The sequence below is a fragment of the Mongoliibacter ruber genome, assembly GCF_003003005.1.
Classification (GTDB): domain Bacteria; phylum Bacteroidota; class Bacteroidia; order Cytophagales; family Cyclobacteriaceae; genus Mongoliibacter; species Mongoliibacter ruber.
Genome location: NZ_PVTR01000001.1, coordinates 563755 through 583289, shown reverse-complemented (window position 1 = coordinate 583289; position 19535 = coordinate 563755). Strand labels below are relative to the sequence as shown.

At 38.3% G+C, this 19535-nt stretch carries 20 protein-coding genes; 2 read left to right on the top strand and 18 right to left on the bottom strand.

Going from position 1 to position 19535, the window contains the following annotated elements; all coding sequences use genetic code 11:
• Window positions 1-25: 25 nt before the first annotated feature.
• From alr to CLW00_RS02570, 17 genes are all read right to left on the bottom strand, one after another.
• Window positions 26-1183, bottom strand: a complete 1158-nt coding sequence (gene alr / locus CLW00_RS02650) for an alanine racemase (RefSeq protein WP_106132229.1) — start codon at window positions 1181-1183, stop codon at window positions 26-28.
• On the bottom strand, window positions 1177-3171 hold the full coding sequence (locus tag CLW00_RS02645) for a hypothetical protein (protein WP_106132064.1): 1995 nt from the start codon (window positions 3169-3171) through the stop codon (window positions 1177-1179). Before CLW00_RS02645 ends, alr begins: the two co-directional genes overlap by 7 nt.
• Before the next feature lie 108 nt (window positions 3172-3279).
• Window positions 3280-4500 (bottom strand): ATP-grasp domain-containing protein, encoded by a 1221-nt coding sequence (locus CLW00_RS02640; RefSeq protein ID WP_106132063.1) that lies wholly within the window; start codon window positions 4498-4500, stop codon window positions 3280-3282.
• A 474-nt stretch (window positions 4501-4974) separates the two neighbouring features.
• Complete coding sequence (locus CLW00_RS02635) at window positions 4975-5562, bottom strand: hypothetical protein (protein ID WP_106132062.1); 588 nt, start codon at window positions 5560-5562, stop codon at window positions 4975-4977.
• Between the two features lie 54 nt (window positions 5563-5616).
• Window positions 5617-6213 (bottom strand): hypothetical protein, encoded by a 597-nt coding sequence (locus tag CLW00_RS21590; protein WP_245917147.1) that lies wholly within the window; start codon window positions 6211-6213, stop codon window positions 5617-5619.
• Window positions 6214-6220: 7 nt separating this feature from the next.
• Window positions 6221-7666: a DUF6965 family protein gene (locus tag CLW00_RS02625; protein ID WP_211300136.1), complete on the bottom strand. Its 1446-nt coding sequence runs from the start codon at window positions 7664-7666 to the stop codon at window positions 6221-6223.
• A gap of 21 nt (window positions 7667-7687) precedes the next feature.
• Window positions 7688-9280, bottom strand: a complete 1593-nt coding sequence (locus tag CLW00_RS02620) for a DNA primase family protein (protein ID WP_106132061.1) — start codon at window positions 9278-9280, stop codon at window positions 7688-7690.
• Window positions 9277-9594, bottom strand: a complete 318-nt coding sequence (locus CLW00_RS02615; protein WP_106132060.1) for a hypothetical protein — start codon at window positions 9592-9594, stop codon at window positions 9277-9279. The genes CLW00_RS02620 and CLW00_RS02615 overlap by 4 nt, the downstream gene beginning before the upstream one ends.
• Window positions 9584-9928, bottom strand: coding sequence for a helix-turn-helix domain-containing protein (locus CLW00_RS02610; RefSeq protein ID WP_106132059.1), 345 nt, complete (start codon window positions 9926-9928; stop codon window positions 9584-9586). Before CLW00_RS02610 ends, CLW00_RS02615 begins: the two co-directional genes overlap by 11 nt.
• 79 nt (window positions 9929-10007) lie before the next feature.
• Window positions 10008-10823: a hypothetical protein gene (locus tag CLW00_RS02605; RefSeq protein ID WP_106132058.1), complete on the bottom strand. Its 816-nt coding sequence runs from the start codon at window positions 10821-10823 to the stop codon at window positions 10008-10010.
• 22 nt (window positions 10824-10845) lie between these two features.
• Window positions 10846-11982 (bottom strand): tyrosine-type recombinase/integrase, encoded by a 1137-nt coding sequence (locus tag CLW00_RS02600; RefSeq protein WP_106132057.1) that lies wholly within the window; start codon window positions 11980-11982, stop codon window positions 10846-10848.
• Between the two features lie 61 nt (window positions 11983-12043).
• Window positions 12044-12628 carry a helix-turn-helix domain-containing protein gene (locus CLW00_RS02595; protein WP_106132056.1) on the bottom strand — a complete coding sequence of 195 codons (585 nt, stop codon included), beginning with the start codon at window positions 12626-12628 and terminating at the stop codon, window positions 12044-12046.
• Window positions 12629-12894: 266 nt separating this feature from the next.
• A complete protein-coding gene (gene mnmE / locus CLW00_RS02590) occupies window positions 12895-14277 on the bottom strand; it encodes a tRNA uridine-5-carboxymethylaminomethyl(34) synthesis GTPase MnmE (RefSeq protein ID WP_106132055.1) in 1383 nt (460 codons plus the stop codon).
• Window position 14278: 1 nt separating this feature from the next.
• Entirely contained in the window at window positions 14279-14728 is a 450-nt protein-coding gene (locus CLW00_RS02585) for a thioredoxin family protein (protein ID WP_106132054.1), read from the bottom strand.
• Window positions 14729-14807: 79 nt separating this feature from the next.
• Complete coding sequence (locus CLW00_RS02580; RefSeq protein WP_106132053.1) at window positions 14808-15359, bottom strand: porin family protein; 552 nt, start codon at window positions 15357-15359, stop codon at window positions 14808-14810.
• 134 nt (window positions 15360-15493) lie between these two features.
• The gene (locus CLW00_RS02575) at window positions 15494-15883 is read right to left on the bottom strand and encodes a nuclear transport factor 2 family protein (RefSeq protein WP_211300135.1); all 390 of its coding nucleotides are present in this window, start codon (window positions 15881-15883) and stop codon (window positions 15494-15496) included.
• Between the two features lie 16 nt (window positions 15884-15899).
• Window positions 15900-16334, bottom strand: coding sequence for a DUF6526 family protein (locus CLW00_RS02570; RefSeq protein WP_106132051.1), 435 nt, complete (start codon window positions 16332-16334; stop codon window positions 15900-15902).
• Window positions 16335-16444: 110 nt separating this feature from the next.
• Here CLW00_RS02570 and CLW00_RS02565 point away from each other — a divergent pair, with 110 nt between their 5' ends.
• On the top strand, window positions 16445-17734 hold the full coding sequence (locus tag CLW00_RS02565; RefSeq protein ID WP_106132050.1) for a polysaccharide deacetylase family protein: 1290 nt from the start codon (window positions 16445-16447) through the stop codon (window positions 17732-17734).
• 62 nt (window positions 17735-17796) lie between these two features.
• Window positions 17797-18219, top strand: coding sequence for a hypothetical protein (locus tag CLW00_RS02560; RefSeq protein ID WP_106132227.1), 423 nt, complete (start codon window positions 17797-17799; stop codon window positions 18217-18219).
• Window positions 18220-18543: 324 nt separating this feature from the next.
• On the opposite strand, the gene trpS is transcribed toward CLW00_RS02560, so the two are convergent.
• The gene (gene trpS / locus CLW00_RS02555; RefSeq protein WP_106132049.1) at window positions 18544-19515 is read right to left on the bottom strand and encodes a tryptophan--tRNA ligase; all 972 of its coding nucleotides are present in this window, start codon (window positions 19513-19515) and stop codon (window positions 18544-18546) included.
• Window positions 19516-19535 lie beyond the last annotated feature (20 nt).

The window sequence follows — 19535 nt, the reverse complement described above, 5'->3', positions numbered from 1 at the left end:
TTTCCAACTATGGCTTGTTGTTGATTTATTTCACTACTGTTCGAGGAATCGCAGCGGGCAATCTACTTAGCATTTCGTTGTTCAGTAGCTGTGTGCTATTGGTAAAACTCGCCACATTGATGACATTGTTGTTTTGGCGCCCTATCAGTACCACCTCATCTCCCAGTTCCGCTTCCTTGATGTGGGTGATGTCTACCATAAACAGGTTCATGTTGATAAGGCCTACAATTGGCGCTTTTTTACCATGAATCAACACTTGACCACGATTAGACAAAGCTCTGGGATAACCGTTGGAGTAGCCTAAAGGCATGACGGCAATGGTCATTTTATGTGTAGCCTGAAAGGAAGTGCCATATCCAATAAACTCACCTTGCTCTACATCGCGGATATCCATGATGTCAGTTTTCCAAGAAAATATTCTTTTGAGTGAGTTGTCTGCTTTTTTATTGGTTTCGTGCAGATGGGCATAATAGATATCAGGACTAGGCCAAAAACCATATTGAGCCACCCCAATTCTTACCATGTCATATACTGTGTCCTGCATCGCTAAGGCAGCGGCTGAACAGGCTATGTGGCGCACGGCAGGTTCTATTTTCTTTTCACGGCATTGCTTGAGAAAAGCTTTGTACCGCTTGTGTTGCATGTCAATTTTAAATTGATTGGAAACAGACTCAGCTCCTCCGAAATGTGTACAAAGACCTTCGAAGATGATATGTTCACTGTGTTTTTTCAAGTAATTGAGTACTTTAAGAAAGTCCTTTTGAGGAAGTCCCGTTCTATTTGCACCGGTCTCTACTTCAATATGCACTTTTGCAGCTTTGCCGATTTTTTTGGCAGCCTCCAAAGTCTTGGGTAAGCGCTCATAATTGTACACAAAGAACTCAATGTCATGTTCTATAGCCCAAGGAATATCCACTTCGTATATGATACCCATGATCATGATACGGCTATTCGGGGAACATACGCTCAGTACTTCTTCTGCTTCAAAACTTGAAGCAACAGAAAAATGATTGATGCCGCATTTTTCTGCCATAGGCACAAATGTGCGAATGCCATGACCATAAGCATTGGCCTTCACCACTGAAGATACGATGGCATGTTCTCCAATCTTCTTTTTTATAAAATTTATATTATTCTTATATGCGGATTGCTTCAATTCAATCCTCGAGGAATGTTTTACCATATTTTTTTTGTTTCTAACCAAGTGTAAGAACGTCCCCAACTTTCCTTGGCCAATTTTTTAATTTTCTGGATTTCTAAATCTGGAACATTATCCATTTTATCTGCAGCTTCCAAGTTGTTGTAATGAAAGGCATATACCCTTGCGGCAAATTCATGTAATGGTAAGGACGATTCTCCATATATTTCGCCATTTCCGTACACAGAAGGCTTGATTTTTTGTCCCCAGTCTTGCCGCCCTTCATTATTAGGGTTGAGAAAATATGCCCTGTATACTCCTTTGAAATCAACATCCACACGAAGTAAAGACACTGCGTGAAATCCCAACATGTCTCCTTTGGCACTTGTGATGAAGATGCCCACAGGGTTTGGGTAAATCAACCTGTGTCCACCATTGTATTTGGGATGGCACATGGCATATAACACGCTGATAAATCCGTTATAATCTACTATGGCATTTGACAAATAATCATAAGCTGAGGCAAAACCGATTTGTATCCATTGTCCATAAAGCGCTGGATTTACCCATTTGTGAGGGTCTTCACCTCTTCCTGAGGCCCTGAGCATCATTTCATTGTACACTTTATCAAGCATGGGCACTAGTGTCACTGATACTGCGTCCAAGTTGTGGTCTAGGTTTTGAACCAAACCCAATCCAACCTCTGATGATTTGATTTCTTTAGCCTCAAATCGGAAAGTCAGGTCGTTGTAAGTGGCAGCTGTTTGCACCATATTGATAAGCTTGGCAGGCGCATGCTGACTCCACATGCTGATACCACGGGCACTTTGGCAGGTGGGGTTATTTCCCTGTCCGACTCCCAGAGGTTGACCCAAAACCCTGAACAATGCGCCCATGAGGTATTGAAGAGCACTGATTTTCTCGTGAGGAGTTTTGGTGGATTTCAAAATACGCTCCTCTACTTCTGGATGGACTTTTATGGTCAGCATATTTGCCAAACCCGATCGGACAGCTTCCCGTGAGAAAATCCCCGATTCCAGCATTTTGGCAAGTCCATAAAGGCACTGTGCATTGTAAGGATGAATGGTTTTGAGTATCAAATCGCAGATAAAAGCTTCATGTTCTCGCCATCTTGCGGTGCCTGCCTCAGTCAATCCCAAACACAATGGAACCAGTTCTTTCTGCTCTTTTTCAATAAGGTGTATCACTAAAATGGGGTGGTATTGGCTCACCAAGCCAAAGCTCAGCATAGCCCTACTCATCTCAATAGACTCCTCCCTCAACTGATCAAAGGTCAAAGTTTTTAACAATGTCCTGTATTTTTTGTAATCTTTATTGACTGAATTGATGGTAGGTCTGTATATGCACCTTTGAAACTTTAATAGGCGAGCGTCCAAGTCCTTCTTAGGATCCAGGTCTATCTTCTCTTTAACAAGAGCTATTATTTTCCTCTGTTTTTCAGTGACCACAGGTCTCTGTTCGCAGATCAGAGTCAGCTCTTCTACAAGCTTTTCTTTGACATTATCGAGTTTGGTTTTTTCTGAGATGAATTTGAAAAGAGTATGTACTTTTTTCAGTTCATGTTCACTCATGACCAGTCTGGTTTCTTCCAAAGGTTCATTGAAAACAAACTCAAGGTTGGCCACTATGACCTCTTGAATAAAGTTTTCAGCATCAGTCGGACTGGTTCCCTTAATTTCCATCATGCCTTTGGCAATCGCCAACAAGCGCAATTCACTCAATATTTCTATGGTGGAGTTTGGATGGCCACTTTTCAGCGTTCCATTTACCAGGCTAGCGACTAGTTTGGATGGATCAGCCCAAGGTGAACCTTCAAAAATCCCTGCTTTTGACAGGCTTTCTATATTTTGGAAAATGAAATCAAGACCTTCCGGGCTATCAATAAGCAAATCAATTTGCCCCATCATTTTCTGTGCTTTTTCAGGTCTGGTGAGTGCTGTGGCCTGTCTAAACTCCTTGTGTTGTTCTTCGAATTTCTGATATGTGTTGTCTGTAAGCACTGGATTATGCATAAAAAAGCAAAATTATTAAAATTAAATGTAGTCTTTTTGAAGGGGTGAAATGTAAAATACAACCTTCCAAAATGAAAGGTTGTATTCTTAAGGTTGCACTATCAATTCTTAATGATAAAAATCTACATTTTCGTAATGTAAAAGCAATTCTGTCATTCTATCGGGATCTTCGCCTTTGAAATTGACCGTACCAAAGTGATTCCCAAAACCTTCACGGCTATTGATCTTTTGATTGGTATACGGTGGAATCAGATTGTGATCAAGGAAATAGGACTCCTCTTTCAATTCATCCGGAATCTCGAGCTTATTGATGACATCTTTGTGTGGATAGATCATCACATTACCATAGAATTGTTTTGGTCTTGCATCCAATGGAGGAAGGATTTCATTTAATTCTTCCTCTGTCAAGCTTGGATCATGACAAAGTACAAAGGCACCTAAGGCATCAAAATCATAAGCTTTTGCCGCTAATTCCAAGATATGCCCTCCTGGAATCCTACAAGCAACCTCACCAAAACTCAACTCATCATTTTCAGTAAGGAACCATTCCGGATGGATCATTCCATATTCTATACCGAATAGGTCAACTAGTTTTTGCATCTCTTTCATGATTTTATCACGCTTGGAATGCAAGTGATGACCTTCGGGTATAAAGTTGGAATACCCCAATTTCACGTATTCTGTAATGTTGAGGAAACGGATTTTTCCACCGTGGATAAATGCCTCACAAGAAAACTCTGTTCCCGGCAGGTGGCTTTCGGCCAAACAAGGAAAATCACTTTCCTGGCATTTCTCTTCTATGTCCTGCATTGACCTCAAAAGTCTATGCCCGACCGTACCTGCCGAAGCAAATGGTTTGATATGCACCCAACTATCCTGCTCACCATCTATCTGAAGGTTTGCCTGATTGAGTCTTTTCATGAAATTTTTAACACCTTCTTTGTTATAAACTTCTTCAAATAAGCCTACGCGCAGGCCGCCGATCAAAGCTTTTCTTTTCATCATAGCTTTGTTCCGGAATAAAAAGGCGCGGTTCAAGACACGAGGGTCTCCTCTATAAATAGAGTTGAGCGCTCCAGCCCATTCAACTGTTTCCTCAAATAGGGGTACGGCCACATCAGCTTCAAATGGTTTCAGTTTTTCATATAAATCCAGTGAGTTTGATGTGTCACTCCATTCGTCAAACTGATAACTCACAAAGGGAATATTATTCTCTTTTGCATATCCCTCAAAATCAGGGAATGAAACTACCACATAAGGTTTATTGAGTTTTTGCATGCTTTCTATCACGGGTAAACTCCAGCCCATCAGTGCAAAACACTTTGCCATAATTGTATATTGGTTTAGTTTTTCAAAAATTTACTTACCTGTAATGTATCAAAACTGAGACCAATAGCAAGTTTTTGCCATATTATTTAGAAATTAAGTTATATATTGAAAGTAAATCGTACAATAGTTCAAAATTTCAGCAATGGTCTGATAATTAATGTAAAAGACTGTCAGTTTTTACATTTCTATAAAAAAAATTAGAATAGGAAGGGTTATGAGTAAATAACTATTTACTAAGTGGCTAAAAATTAATTTTTGAATTTTTTGCTGCCTAAAAACATCATGGTAAGGGAGTTCCTCAATTTAGTTTACTTTCCGATGAAAAAAGTAATTATCATTGATATTCAATTAGTTATAAATATTAGGTACAAATAAGGTACAAGCATGCACAAAAAAGCCGCTTTTTGGGCAAAAACAGGGTTGGTTTATTGAGTAGTTCCCGGACGGGAAAAAAGAAACTTTCCGGTTAATATATCAACTTAATATTGCCCGTTCAACTTCGTGGTATGGTATGCTTTCAGCTTTCTGTATTTGTTCAATTAACCGCAAATACTTTTTGGTTGGTTTTCCTGCATACGTTTTTTTGAAATGCTTTTTATACAGTTCGCTGTACAGGCTTTCACATTTGAAGTAAACGCCCAATGTTTTATCCAGTCGCCTGTATTTCTTGCTTTGGGTTTGTGTTTCGTACATGCAGCCGTTGAACGCTTCACGGTGCAAAAAGTAACCGCCTATTGAATACAGTTTACGGCAACGCTTCTTTGTTTGTGGGCAAATGAAGTACCATATTTCACCCCTGTTCAGGTTTGAAGGGGTTGAGGTCAAATATACTTTATAGTTTCGGGGTTCGTCTTTAAAATTGTATTTCAGTTCAATGTATGGTTGTTCGCTGTGGGTGTTTACTCTTATTGAAATACTGCCTGTGGGGTTTCCGTTCCTGCTCCAGTTTAATGTACCGCTTTTAATCTGTTCCGGGTCAAGGTAGCCCCAACCTTTCAACTTTGAAATGTTTATTTGCAATACTTCATTGTATAGGGTTGGGAATTTATGGGGCTTTGGCATTTTATTTTTTTTGATCGTAACCTAAATAATTAAAGAACTTTCGGTAATAACGGTTTAATCCAACCAATTCTTTTTGGGTGGTTCAGGTTCGCCCAATGTATGCTTTACACTTTCTGTTTTTGGTAGTACATACGGCATAAGCTTACAAAGTATGTTCAAACGCTGTACAGGGTCAAGTCCTTTGAGTGTTTCAGGTAGCTGCTCCAGTTCCTTTTGCATTAAGTCTTTCAAGGTGTCCCGTATGTTCCCGGTCAATGGTTTGTTGTATTCAGGTTTTTTGTTTTTCAACTCATTGTTGTAAACTGTAATTTGACTTTTCATTAAGTCCTGAATTTCATTTGAGTACCAACCTTCAAAATCTGTACGGTCTAAATATTCAAAAACACCTTCCAGTAAATAAACTTTCTGTTCGGTGGTTAATTCGTTTTTGTCATACTCTGAAATAATCATTTGCAAACCTTCAAAGGGCTTTTCTCTGTGGCTTTCGCTTGCAATGTTTATACTAAATTCATACAACTGCATAAGCTTGTTAAAGTCGCTGAATAGCTGCTTTTCCAATGCTTTACGAATGGTTTTTAAAGCGTAACCGTTCCAATGTTCATTTTCTGTTTTGAAATAACTTTCAAGCGTCTCAATTTCATTTGTATTCATATCAATTTCAATTTATGGTAAATACTTGTTTCATTTCCTGTAATCGGTTCAGGTATGGTAAATAGGTTCTGTTTCCGTTGTTCGCTTTTACTGTGGCAAAGTGGGTTTCAATGAATAGTGGGAAATCTGATATTGTGCCGCATCCGTTCAGCTTTACGGGTTGGGTTGGTGGTTCAATGGCTGCAAAGTACTTTTCAAGTTCTGCAATTTCATTGCTCCAGTTTTGGGGCTTTCCTTTTATAGGGTGTTCAATTCGTTCAGTTTTGAATCCCTCAACTTTTGGTAATGGTGTGGCGTGTGAATAAATAAAGTTTTTTTGGGGGGTAACTTTAATAACTTTAGTAACTTTTTCAGGTTCGGGCTGTGGTGGTTGTTCCTGTATATCCTGCTTTCTGAATAGTCGCCAATCCTGTTTTATCAAATAGTCTGCAATGTCGTTGCCTTCGTTTTTGTCCCGTTCAGGCGCTAATTGCTCCAGTAAATCCGAAAATATAAAGCGTGTACCGGGCAAACGCCTTTCATATTCTTTTGCTTTTGTTTCCCATTCTTTGAAGGTGTTACCGTCTTTTGATAGGTCGGGAAATACATAAACAAAACGTCCCTTCAATACTTTAACCTTATCAAACGAAAAACTGCTTTTATTGTAAACTGCTAACCAAATAAGATCTTTGGGCGTTTGGGGTAAACCAAAGTACAACGTACCGTAAACGGCTGTTTTTGGGGCTTCAACCAATGCAACGGGGTTGCTGTGGTATTTGCTTAAAAGGTGTTCGCCAAATAAACAGGAAATTCGTTTATCCTGCTTTGTGTATGCTTCCAACCATTCAGGCAACGGCTTATTGTTTCGGGTGTGGTGTTTTTCAATTATTGAGTGTAAAAAGTCCGTGCCTGTGGTGTGGTTCTGTTCGTCAAATTGTTTTACCTGAACTGCTCTTACATTGCCCCTTATATCAATAAAAGGAAAAGTATTTGCCCCTGCTCTGTAACCATTTGCAACCGTCCCCAATCGGTACAACTGAACAACCTTTGTAACCTCATCAACTTCAAAGGGAAATTGCACCCTGTAAAACAGGTTCTGTATAAACGTGTTCTTTTCATATCGTTCAGGCTTTAATGTTTGTTTGAAGGTGTTAAAGTCAAAAAGTACGGGTTCAGGTGTGGGCTGTGGTTTGGGTTGAGTGCGAAAATATTTTTGTTTTATAACAGTAACTTTAGTAACTCCAGTAACTTTTTGTTCCTGCTCCCAAATTGCTTTTGCGTACCCGTCCAAATATGGGTTGAGGTTATACGAACATTTACTTTCACGGTCGCAACGTCCGTACTGTTCCGGCAAATAGTCGCCCGTTTCCGTATCAATATACAGTACAAAGGTTTTTCTATTGCATGCCGGGCAAACGTGTTTTTTACTGCCTTTTTCTAATTTGTAACGGTGTTGCTCATCTACATTTGTCATTGATAAACCAATTTAAAGACTTTAGAAAACTTGCTCCGGGGCTTCAATAAATACCGCTAATTTGTTTTGCGAAACCCTATCAACCACAAAACCCAACGCCCGTAACTGCTTTAAAAAATTGGTCTTTTTAAATGGTGGTATTCCATCATCACCACAAAAAGCCCTGTAATCCGGGTACAGTTCTGTAATTAGTTTATATTTTGTTGTGCTGCTTTTGTATTCGTTTTCAATCAAAAACATCTGAACGCTATTGCTTTCAATTTTGTATTGCTCAACGGCTTTTAGTGCTGCTTCACAATTTGAAAACCGTCTTTCTTCCAATAATCTGTTAAGCCCTGCCAATACCCAATTGAATACGCCAGAAAGTTCCTTTTCAATTATTTTGGCATGTAGGTTTTTGTCCTGTTCGTGTTCAGGTATAGTAACATCAAAAGGAATGATTAAAAACCGTCTGAAATAAGCGTTTGTATGTTCAACGTCTTTGGGTAACTCATTGCAATTGAATATAAATTTTGCGTAATCAGTCATTGTAAACGGTTGCCCGTACTTCAAACAGGCTTCAACGGGTTCGCCTGAAACCAAATTTTTAAACAAACTTGCTTCCAGTTTTCCGCTAATTTCACTTGCATAGTTTACTAACTTATTGCTAATCTTTGCCCGGTAAAATCCTTTTTCCTCTGTTAAGCTTTGTAATGAATAGTTGCTTACATTTTCCCTTCCAAACATTGCAGTAACTATTTCAAAAAATACGCTTTTCCCGTTTGCTCCAGTACCGTAAAGTATTAAAGCTTTTTCCTCTTTTAGAGTGTTGCTCCCGTGCTTAATGAATACAAAACCTAAATATTCAGCTAATACCCTTTGGCGTTCGGGGTCGGGTAATACCTTGTTTAAATACGATTCAAATAATGGTGCTTTTGCCTGTGGGTTGTATTCAAACGGTAATTGGTAGGTAATGAAGTCTGAACGGTCAAACGGTCTTAATTTTGTACCCTGTGGGGTTATTTCAAACGTTCCGTTTTGTAGGTTAATCAGTACCGTATCTTTTTTGCTTTCAGGTGTGGGCAAATATGCCGTTGCAAGAAATTGTTTAAATAACTGCTCCCTGAAATGGTAAAACCTTGCATTGAATTTAGCAACGCCCATTTTTTCCGCTGCTTCGCCTAAAAACTTTTGAAATGTTTCTTTGTCAAGTTCAGCCCAAAACGTACCGTTATACAGATAAATAAAATCATGGTTTTTACATACGCCCCAACGGTTGTTTTCAGCTAATTGTATTGTATTCTCAATTGATAAAACTAAAAAGTGTTTTATATTCAATTTAAGGTTATCCAATTGCTTTTGAATACTGTTCAATTTGTCTTTGTTGGCTTTTTGTTGCTGCTCGTTACCTTCTTTTGCCCAAAACTTTCTTTCACATTCAGCCAATTCTTTACGCAAGCTTTCAGCCTGTGGAAATGCCAATGCTGCAAAATCCAAAGGTTTAATTTGCTCAATAAGTTGGTGTAATATTTTAGCATGTGGGGTTGCTGCTTCGCTTTTTTCTTTCAGTTCCTCAACGTGGTTTAAGATAGTAGCCGGGTTGGTGAGGTCATCAAATACGGGGTTCAGTTTCATAGCTTAACAGTATTTGAAGGTTTGACAATAGCCGGGAACAATTGGGGGTTGGTGGTGTAAAACCCTGCACGGTGTTTTGAAATTAGGCAAATGCCTTTCCGTACTACCTTAATACAGTTTTCTTTTTCCCATTCAGCAACGTAACGACAAATATTAGCCCTCAAAATACCTGTTTCAAAAGAAACCATTAACATAGTTTTGGGCTGCTTGTAAAAGGCTGCAAATACCCTTTTCATTTGTACCTGAAATACAGTACCTTTAATCTGTCTTTTATGTACAATTACTTTAGGGCTGTTCAGGTGGTTATTTTCCATTGTTCAGCCCTTTCTTATTGTTCAACAAATACGCTTTGGCTTCCTGCTCAATTTCAGCGTTTGACTTTTTTCGCCCTTCTTTGAGATATTGCAGTAATTCAATACGGGAAAAATACAGGCGTTTACTTCGCTTCATTACAGGCAATTCGCCTTTTGATACCTTGCTGTATATTGTGGGTACTGTAAGGCTCAAAAATTCGGCTGCTTCCTGAATAGTTAAAAGCTGCTCCGTTTGGTCGGTGGGCTCAACCGTTTGGGGTTTGTGTTTAAGGTCGAGAATTAAGTTTTCAATACTGCTTAACCTTGCTTCAATTACTTCAAATGGATTATTCATTTTGTACAAGTTTTTAAATTACTTGCACAAAGGTTTCACGGTTGCAAAGTGGGTAACCAGTTACAACCAGTTACAAAGTTTATTGATATTCTGCTTCGTATATCTTTTTTAATATTGAAACTTCATCTTTTGCCCGTTCCTGCTTATCTGTGGGCAATAATTCAATAATGCTTTCAATCAGACTTATTTTATTGCCAAGCTTCTTTGGTGTACAAAGGTTTGGTTTCCCTTTCCTATTTGCTGAACTTGAAAAGTATGTAAATCTTTGGAATAGTTTTTCGCCTGAATTATGCCCGTATTCTTTGGCTATTTCGTTGCCGTTTTCCCTTGTTATTTGCAAACCTTCATAAGCATATTTTAAGGCTATTTGGTCAATTTTCAGTTCAGGTTTATGCTTAACAATCGATTGAGGCGGTAACGGTTCAATATCGGTTTGGGTTTTATTGAATGCTTTTAAAATCGCTAGTTTAATTTCCAACAATTCATTGTATGGCATATTGTAGGCAATAAGTCCGTTTGTCAATGAATGTAAATGTACAGTAAATGAAAGGCTACCTATTCCATCCGGGCGAACGTCTTTGAGTTCCTTTTCGCAATATTCTATTGCTTCATTTCTTTTTTGCTCAATGGTTTCACCTTCCTTTAAATCGTATGAAAGTGTACCATTTTTTGCATGGTTAAGCATTAAATGCAATTCTCTTTGCCGCTCAAAAACTTTGTCCTGTAAATGTTTCTCCCAACTTTTAATAACTTTGAAACAACCGGAAAAAAATTCAAATGCTTCAAAAAACTGTTCTTTTTCGGCTTTTTTAAACTCCCTACAAAAATATTTTTCTAAAAACTCCCTGTTATTGTCGTTGAAATACCCCTGTAATACTATTTCTAAATAATTCATTTGTCTTTTATGCTTTAGGTGGTTACATGTCTAATTTAATTTTGTCGGCTGCTTCACGTTTTCTTTGATCGCTTATTTTTCCATACATCATACTTTGCCGGGGCGTTGAGTGTCCCATATTTCCCTGTAATGTATAAATGTCTGTTCCTGCATCAATTTGTAAACAGCCGTATGTGTGGCGTAAATCGTGAAAAGTCATATCCTTTTTTATTCCAGTTTCAGCAAGCCACAAAGGGAAAAAATGATACCTATCACGATTGTTTAACCCTTCAAATACTTTATCGGTTGGTTCTTTACGTTCACCCAGTATGCTGTATGCCTGTTCGGAAATATTGATACGGTAAGGTTTACCCGTTTTCTGCCTTATCATTTTTATTCTTACTCCGAATGTTTCTGAAACCTCAACTTGTCCCCAATTAAGGTTTTGCATTTCTTTAAACGGCATGCCTGTAAGGGCTGAAAATAAAACGTATTTTTTAAGTAATGGGTATTTACATTCAGCTTTTGCAAGTGTGTTAAGTTCTTCAATAGTAAGTGTTTGTTTAATTATTTCTTGAGGTTCTATACATTCAATTTTAGCGTTCAGGTCGCTTTGTAATATGCCGTCTTTATAGGCTTGTTTCAACGCAGCTTTTACCTTATTGAAGTACGAAACGGCTGAATTTTGTGAAATTGTAGTTTTTCTTTTATTGTCTTTTGTTGTAAGTAGGTATTCTTTAAAATCTTCAAAAAAACTTTCATTAAGATCGGCAAACTTCAAAGTACCTTTGGTAAACGCTTCAATATAATTGAGTGCTGAAACCCAATTATCGTGGTTACTTGCTTTGCGTTTATTGGCTAATTTTCTGAAATACTCAACAAAACAATGTTCGCCCAATTCTTTTTTGCGTAGCTGCTCTTTTTCGTACTCGCTGTAAATTTCAGGCTTATTCAGAAAGTTTTCTCGTTTTTGGCGTATGCTTTCACCTATTTTCAAGGTGTCGGTATTGTGCTGTTTGTCAATGGGTGTTTTCGGTTTCTCAAAAACATAAAGCCCTAAAAACTCCCTTCGTGTGGGGTCGCCTGTTTCAGGGTGGGGTATTGCCGGGTAAAAATCCAAATACAGGCTTTGCCGTCCCTTGCTAATTTTCTTTTGTCTTAATGTTACTTTGATTGCCATTGTCTTTTATGCTTAGTTACTAAAGTTACTTTTGGTACTGTCTGAACAAACTTTATTTTTTTCAGATCAATAGTTTGTCAATTATAGGTTTGGGTACATAAGCATACCAACCCTTTTTTATTTTAGGTATGCTTTCACGTTTGATAAGATTATGTAAGGCTGTTTCTGAAATGCTATATTTTTCCAGTACTTCGTTAATAGTGTAACAGTCGGTAATTTCAAACGCTCCTGCTTCCTTCCATTCGCTCAATACCTGCTTTTGCTGTTCGGGTATGGTTTCAATTTCAGGTACTTCTTTAAAAAGCTTGTCAAGATCGCAACGTCTTACAATGGTTTTCTTTTCCAGTATGTTTGTTGCTTTCAGTTTTCCGGTATGGATAAGCTTGTAAATGTTTTGCCGGGAACAACCTATTAATTTTGAAACATCCGTAACAGTCAAAAACTCTTTTGCTTTCAGTTCCTCAATAAGTTGTGTTTTTATCTGCTTGGTTTCGGTGGTTGACTTTTGCACCTTTTCGGCTCGTTTTCGGGCTTTGTATGCTGCTTTGCTGCATTTATCAGAACAGTAATTTGTAACCGTTGTACGGGCTGTAAATTCTGTTCCGCAATGCTTACAAATACGCTGCACCTGTATGTTACTGCTCATTGTACCTTTTTTAAATTTCTCGCCTTGTTAAAAGTGTACTAATCTGTTTAAAAGTGTTACAATTTGTAAACTTTGTAAACCAATTGGGGTACAAAATCAGTCAAAAAAAAACACTCTTTTCAAATCGGTACAATAAAGGTACAAATTTGTACCTAACAACACAAAATAAGACAAAATAAACAGTAATATAGATACATAAAAAAAGCCCTTAAATAGGGCTTAAACATTGTTTTTTGAGTGTTTTATATTTGCTTTATTTGTGGTGGTTACTTCCCGATGCAAAACTTGCTAAAAATATTTGCCAGCAAATCATCTGTTGTGATCTCGCCGGTGATTTCACCTAGGTAGTGTAAGGCCCTGCGAATATCCATAGCCATAAAATCATTGGTGATCTCATTTTCTATGCCTCCCAACACATCCAAAAGGGATTCCCTCGTTTTGATCAGTGAATCATAATGGCGGATATTGGTTACAACTGTATTTCCTGTTTTAAACTTATCCAGGTTGACCAATTCCAACACTCTCTCACGCAAGGCGTCTAAGTTCTCTTTGTTTCCAGCCGAAATAAAAATGGTGTCTGGATATTTCCCCTTTAATTCTTCAATAAAAGTAGGTTGTGCCTTGTCTGTCTTATTGGCAACTTTTACAAAGGGAACACCAAGATTTTCAAGCTTATTTATGTCTCTATTGATCTCTACCATATCTGTATCGGACAAGTCAAATAGGTAAAGGATCAATGAAGCTGTCTTCATTTTTTCTTGCGTGCGGCTCACACCGATAGCTTCTATTGTATCTGTGGTTTCTCTCAAGCCTGCAGTGTCAATAAACCTAAAAATAACTCCTCCAATATTGATTTCATCTTCAATAAAGTCCCTTGTGGTTCCTGCGATATCAGAAACAATGGCCTTGTCTTCATTGAGTAATGCATTGAGTAGGGTTGACTTTCCTGCATTTGGTTTTCCTGCAATGACGGTGGGAACGCCGTTTTTGATGACATTTCCCAAATCAAAACTGCTGATCAGTTGTTCTACTACCCGGAGTAATTTTTCTACCAAAACCCGCAAATCATCTCTGCTCGCAAACTCTACGTCCTCTTCTGTAAAATCAAGTTCGAGTTCTATCATCGAAGCAAAGTGTATCAGTTCGGCTCTCAGTTTGGAAATCTCACCACTAAAACCACCCCTCATCTGATTCAAAGCGGCTTGATGTGAAGCTTCTGAATCTGAATGGATCAAGTCTGCCACTGCTTCAGCTTGTGCCAAATCAAATTGACCATTCAAGAATGCCCTTTGGGTGAATTCCCCAGGTTTTGCAGGGCGTGCACCATTTCTGACAAGGAGTTTGATGACCTGATTGACAATGTAAGAAGACCCATGTGTGGAAATTTCTACAGCATTCTCTTTTGTAAAAGATTTGGGGGCTACAAATAAGGACACTAGTACTTCATCTATCACCCTCTCTCCATCTCTTATTGTACCGAAATGGATGGTGTGGGATTCCTGTTTTTCCAGATTTTTACCTTTGAAAACTTTGTTGCAGATCTTTATAGATTCTTTACCGGAAAGTCTGATTACTGCAATTGCGCCAACGCCTTGAGGTGTCGCCAAAGCGACTATGGTATCCTCTTTTTCGTGAATAGAAAAAGCCATCTTACTTACTGAATTTTTCTACCAGGTTGTTCAATCCTTTTAAAAATGGATCAGCTTCTCGATATCCTGGCATTTGTGTAATGTTTTCCATACTTGCATCCATGATGACAAAGTTTGGGAATGAGTTGACCCGCATTGCTTTTGCCATGGTCGCTTCGGTGTATTCTTTACCCTTGAACTCAAAGGCTCTTTTGGTGTTTTCGGCATTCATTTTTACCGGATAAAAATTACTGTTGACATACTCGATCACTTTTGCATCGGTAAAAGTCTCCTTGTCCATTTTTTTACACCAACCACACCAGTCTGTGTATACATCTACCAATATCATTTTGGGTTTTTGTTGGGTAAGTGCAGCTGCTTCATCAAAAGTGAGCCAATTGATTTGATCCTGAGCTTGGGTCAGATTGATGTTTAAAATAGTGATGATGGCTATAAAAAGAAACTTTTTCATGCTATAGGATAATGATTCGTCAAATTTAACGACTTAAGCTCGATTACAGTTCATTAAAAATAGGTTTATTGATTTATCATCAAAATTTTACTCCAATGCCTAACTGCGCAGAATGTAAAAGGCCATTGTCTAAGAATCCATTTGAAACATACCCAACTTCATATTCCATATTGATAAAGGCAAAATAAGAAATTGCCAATTCTATTCCCCCAGCCAAACCTCCATAAAATCCAAAATCATTTTCTTTACGAACTGAAGAGGACCCGGTAACATTCGACATGGAATATTGTAGGCCTAATGCACCTTTGAGATAAGCTTTTGAGTCTTCTTCACTGAACATCAACTTGGGCGTGTAGGTGAATGGGATATGCGTAATTTCCTGGACGAAATCGTTGTTGTTTCGTTGAAAGTCAGATTGGGTTGTGGCGTAGGAGAGGGTAAAACCATGAGACACCATAGACCTATATGGGTGAATTTCGTATACTCCATTGATTCTATATCCTGTGCCCCTTTCTTTTGACTGTTGTCCTTTGGCAAAAGCATAGCCCCCGCCAAGTGAAAGCTTGGTCCCTTGCGCCATCAGCCCCAAACTCCATAGAAATACAGCTAGTAGTAAACTGATTTTTTTCATAAAATATTTAGCTCCAAACCGATGAAAATACAAGGATTAGTTGAAGTAAAAAATATATTTCCCTTCAAAATCAGGAACTTGTTGCACAAAGAATATTCAAAGGGAAGAAAAGCATTTTTAACAGTATAATTGCTTTATTCTTTTTTGCTGATAAAGTACACTTCAGCGATTTTGCCATCTTTGATCTTATAAATAGCAATGGCATAGATAGGTTTTTCTCCTTTTCTGATTATTACCTCCTCCTGATCAATTACAGTATTGCCCATAACCATTCTATTGATGAGCTTGCAATGAAGATCTGGAGTATTTTCAAACATGCCAGTATATCTTTTCCTCATTTCATCAATTCCCTGATACTGCAAAGTATCAGGGAAATTGAACACCTTAACATCCTCAGCATATGGAATCAAAAATGCTTCGATATCACGGTTATTATAAGCTTCAAGTTGGGCTGATGCCAGGCTTTCTGCAAGCTTATCTATGGATTGGGCACCTGCCTGGACAAAGTATAGTAGTCCAGCCAATGTCAATAAAATGGTTTTAAACACGCTTTCGGTCCTCCTGCCAATTTAAAATTTCTTGTTTGATTTCTTTGGAGCGCATGCCTCCGGCTATCGCTTTATCCACCAAACTTACCAATTCTCCATCGGAAGCAAACCTCAAAGCAATAATTTGTGACATCCTAAGTCTTTTTTCTTTTGGGTAAAATGACTCGCCTGTCAATTCATAGTATCTATGCCTCATTTCCAGACGAATGATGCGATCTTGATTTTTCAAAGCATAAATTCTTACCAATATTGGCAGTACGAAAAGAATAGCCGCGCCAATTACGATTTGAAATTCTACTTTGGGAAATTTTAGATCCCATGCCTCAACAAGATTAACAAGAGACCAAATCAAATAGCCTAATGTCAATGGTGTGATGACAAAATGGTGCAGGGGGTAATAACGTGTGTGATTTTTGTAATTTTGCATATCGGGGTGATTTTTAAGATTTGAAAATTAAAATTAAACTCGCCAATCATCAAAAAGTTAATGATTAAAAGTAAAAAACGATGTTATTTGGTAGTATGAGATATATAAGCATGATTTTTCTCTTTGCATGGACTTCAGTAGCCATTGCCCAAGAAGTAGGTGAAACAAATATTCTTAAATGGCCTCAGGGTAAAAAAGCTGCGGTCTCCCTGACCTATGATGATGGAACGTACAATCAGTTTCATGTTGCTTTGCCTATAATGGAAGATCTTGGCATGAAAGGTACTTTTTATATTAATACAGGAGAAATCCCATCTTCTAAGTACCCTGCTAAATTCCTTGGAAGAGATCCTCAACTGATTTTGGAAGAGGCAAAAACAATACCTACAAATAGAGAGAATCTATTTGAGAGGGCGTCCCTGATCCGGTTTTTGGAAATGCCCGGTGCAGTTTCTTTTCACGATAGGGCAGGGGCAGCATTTGAGCAAGGAAGATTGGAGACAGCTTTTGGCTTGATAGACGAAGGGTTGAACCAAGCCAATAAATTGGGTACAAAAGAGCTTTCGGCCCCCCAAATCATAGATGGACCTATGATTGATTGGAATGAAATCAAAAAATACGCAGAAAGAGGTCATGAGTTCGGTGTACATACCATTTCACATCCACGATTGGCTGTCTTGGATGAAGCTAATTTACTGTATGAATTGGAAGCAAGCAGAGACGAAATAGAAGAAGCTTTGGGTAAAGAATTTCTGTTTTCCGCTGAATGCCCTTTTGGAACAGAGGACGAAAGGGTAATGGAGTATGCTCTCGAACTGTTTCCTGCTACCCGAAATAGAATGCCCGAGCCTTTTTTGGAAGAAATTAACAGATCAGGCACGTTTGACTATGGGAAAAATTATCAAAAAGAGTATATACAATGGCAGAGGGGTCCTTTGTCAAAAACCTCCCCTGAATTGATGCGCTCTTGGGTGGATGATATTTTAAAAAGAGATGATTCCTGGCTTGTGCTGGTATTTCACGGCATAGAGGGAATAGGATGGGAAGCCATACCCGAAAGCACTATCAAGGAATACTTTGAATACATCGCTGCAAAAGAAAACATATGGGTGGGCACTTTTGCGGAAGTGACCAAATATATGAGACAGCGTATGCATACAGAAATTTCTTCAGAGTTAGATGCAGATGAAATAAGGATTAGGGTAAATTCAGACTTGGATAAATTTTGGTATGATTCGAATTTAAGTATTAATACAGTGGTTCCTGACAATTGGAAGAAGGTTGTCCTTTCCTATGGAAACACCAAACAAGTGATGAATGTCCATAAGGTTGGGACAAATAATATTGTACAATATGATATTCCGGCAGGAATATCAGAATTCACTTTGAACAAGCAGTAGAATGTGAATTTTGGAATCCCTTTTTAGATTCAATACCTTCGTGTTTTAACCAAAAAATGACAATGGATTTCAAAAAACTTGACGACGACTTATCGTTGATTGTAGAAAAAAGAATAGCCCTAAGTAAGATGTCATATGCTGATGAAGCATACGATGATTTGGAAGAAGAGCTACATGATTTGGAAGATGATTTCAATGAAGACTATGGTGATGAACTGGAATCAGCATTGGAAAAGATATACAATCAATTGAAATCAGACAATGAAGTGCTTTTGCCTTCAGCTTATTTGGCAAATGAGTACCATCCCATGATGCCAGATGCATCAGGAAAGGTTACTTATGAGGTGAAAGGAAATGAAGGAGTCCCCTTGGAGTCAGAACAGTTTGATAAGATGGATGTAAGATTGGTTATAGTGCCAAATCCTACTCGTTTTATATTGAGAATAAACGGCAAGTCCATGAAGGATCTTTGGGTGGCGAGATGATTATTTTTAACCACAGATAGCACAGATAAAGCCCAGATAATAGTTGAGAGATTTAAAGCGAAGCTTATTTATCTGTGTGCATTAGTGATTATCAGTAGTCAATTATATACCATATAGTGGAAAATAAAATGGATTTGTTGCTAGTTCCCCTTTGTGAAGCAAAACTATGGCTTAGACGCAGTGCTTGAATTCGAACTGCCGCCTAGCCATGGTTTTAAATAATATCCCAATAAGAATCTATTTTAAAACAAATATCGGTTTGATGAAGAATTGAGAATAGTTTTAATAAGGCCATTCCAATGGTATATATTTTAATATCAAAATTTAAAAACCCAATCGCTCCCTTACTTTCCCCAAAATCTCCTTGGCTACTTCTCTGGCTTTGGACTCACCTTCAGAAAGCTTCTTTTCGAGTTCTTCAGGGTTACTCATAAAGTAATCATAGAGCCTTCTCTCTTCAGCATATTTTTCAAGGATCAATCCCAGAAATTCTTTTTTGGCATGTCCATATCCAAAATTACCTCCCAAGTACTTGTTTTTTAAATCGGTAGTCTGTTCTTGTGTGGCTACAAGTGAGTACAATTTGAATACATTACAGGTATCAGGATCTTTGGGCTCTTCCAAAGGTGTGCTATCAGTGATGATACTGTTGATGTTCTTTTTGAGTTGTTTTTCAGGTAGGAATATATCAATATAATTTCCATAAGATTTACTCATCTTTTGGCCATCAGTGCCAGGTATGATCATGACATTTTCAGAAATCCTAGCTTCAGGAACGGTCAGGATATCCTCTTCTACTCTACGGTTAAAAGTAGAAGCTATATCCCTGGTGATCTCCAAATGTTGCAATTGGTCTTTTCCGACAGGAACAATATCAGCGGAATAAAGGAGGATGTCTGCGGCCATCAATACAGGGTATGTAAACAGTCCTGCATTGACATCGGCTAACCTGTCAGACTTGTCTTTGAAGCTGTGGGCATTGGCCAACATGGGAAAAGGTGTAAAGCAACTAAGATACCATGTCAACTCTGCCACTTCCGGAATCATAGATTGCCTGTAAAATACCGTCTTTTCGATATCCAAACCAAAAGCCAACCAAGCAGCAGCAACAGCCTTGGTATTTTCCCTCCTCATGTCACCATCCTTGATGGTGGTCAGCGAGTGCATGTCCGCGATAAAGATGAAAGATTCGTTGTTATCCTTTTTGGTCAGTTCGATAGCGGGCACAATAGCGCCCAAAATATTTCCCAAGTGGGGTATGCCTGAACTTTGTATACCAGTAAGTACTCTTGCCATTTTCTTATAATTTGGCGCAA

Bases quoted from the DNA above. Each gene is read 5' to 3' on its own strand.
- trpS (WP_106132049.1), bottom strand. From the start codon at position 19,515: ATGGCAAGAGTACTTACTGGTATACAAAGTTCAGGCATACCCCACTTG.
- CLW00_RS02600 (WP_106132057.1), bottom strand. From the start codon at position 11,982: ATGGCAATCAAAGTAACATTAAGACAAAAGAAAATTAGCAAGGGACGG.
- CLW00_RS02645 (WP_106132064.1), bottom strand. From the start codon at position 3,171: ATGCATAATCCAGTGCTTACAGACAACACATATCAGAAATTCGAAGAA.
- CLW00_RS02580 (WP_106132053.1), bottom strand. From the start codon at position 15,359: ATGAAAAAAATCAGTTTACTACTAGCTGTATTTCTATGGAGTTTGGGG.
- CLW00_RS02625 (WP_211300136.1), bottom strand. From the start codon at position 7,666: ATGACAAATGTAGATGAGCAACACCGTTACAAATTAGAAAAAGGCAGT.
- CLW00_RS02610 (WP_106132059.1), bottom strand. From the start codon at position 9,928: ATGAATAATCCATTTGAAGTAATTGAAGCAAGGTTAAGCAGTATTGAA.
- CLW00_RS02640 (WP_106132063.1), bottom strand. From the start codon at position 4,500: ATGGCAAAGTGTTTTGCACTGATGGGCTGGAGTTTACCCGTGATAGAA.
- CLW00_RS02635 (WP_106132062.1), bottom strand. From the start codon at position 5,562: ATGCCAAAGCCCCATAAATTCCCAACCCTATACAATGAAGTATTGCAA.
- alr (WP_106132229.1), bottom strand. From the start codon at position 1,183: ATGGTAAAACATTCCTCGAGGATTGAATTGAAGCAATCCGCATATAAG.
- CLW00_RS02570 (WP_106132051.1), bottom strand. From the start codon at position 16,334: ATGCAAAATTACAAAAATCACACACGTTATTACCCCCTGCACCATTTT.
- CLW00_RS02605 (WP_106132058.1), bottom strand. From the start codon at position 10,823: ATGAATTATTTAGAAATAGTATTACAGGGGTATTTCAACGACAATAAC.
- CLW00_RS02560 (WP_106132227.1), top strand. From the start codon at position 17,797: ATGGATTTCAAAAAACTTGACGACGACTTATCGTTGATTGTAGAAAAA.
- CLW00_RS02595 (WP_106132056.1), bottom strand. From the start codon at position 12,628: ATGAGCAGTAACATACAGGTGCAGCGTATTTGTAAGCATTGCGGAACA.
- CLW00_RS02615 (WP_106132060.1), bottom strand. From the start codon at position 9,594: ATGGAAAATAACCACCTGAACAGCCCTAAAGTAATTGTACATAAAAGA.
- CLW00_RS02565 (WP_106132050.1), top strand. From the start codon at position 16,445: ATGATTTTTCTCTTTGCATGGACTTCAGTAGCCATTGCCCAAGAAGTA.
- CLW00_RS02620 (WP_106132061.1), bottom strand. From the start codon at position 9,280: ATGAAACTGAACCCCGTATTTGATGACCTCACCAACCCGGCTACTATC.
- CLW00_RS02585 (WP_106132054.1), bottom strand. From the start codon at position 14,728: ATGAAAAAGTTTCTTTTTATAGCCATCATCACTATTTTAAACATCAAT.
- CLW00_RS21590 (WP_245917147.1), bottom strand. From the start codon at position 6,213: ATGAATACAAATGAAATTGAGACGCTTGAAAGTTATTTCAAAACAGAA.
- mnmE (WP_106132055.1), bottom strand. From the start codon at position 14,277: ATGGCTTTTTCTATTCACGAAAAAGAGGATACCATAGTCGCTTTGGCG.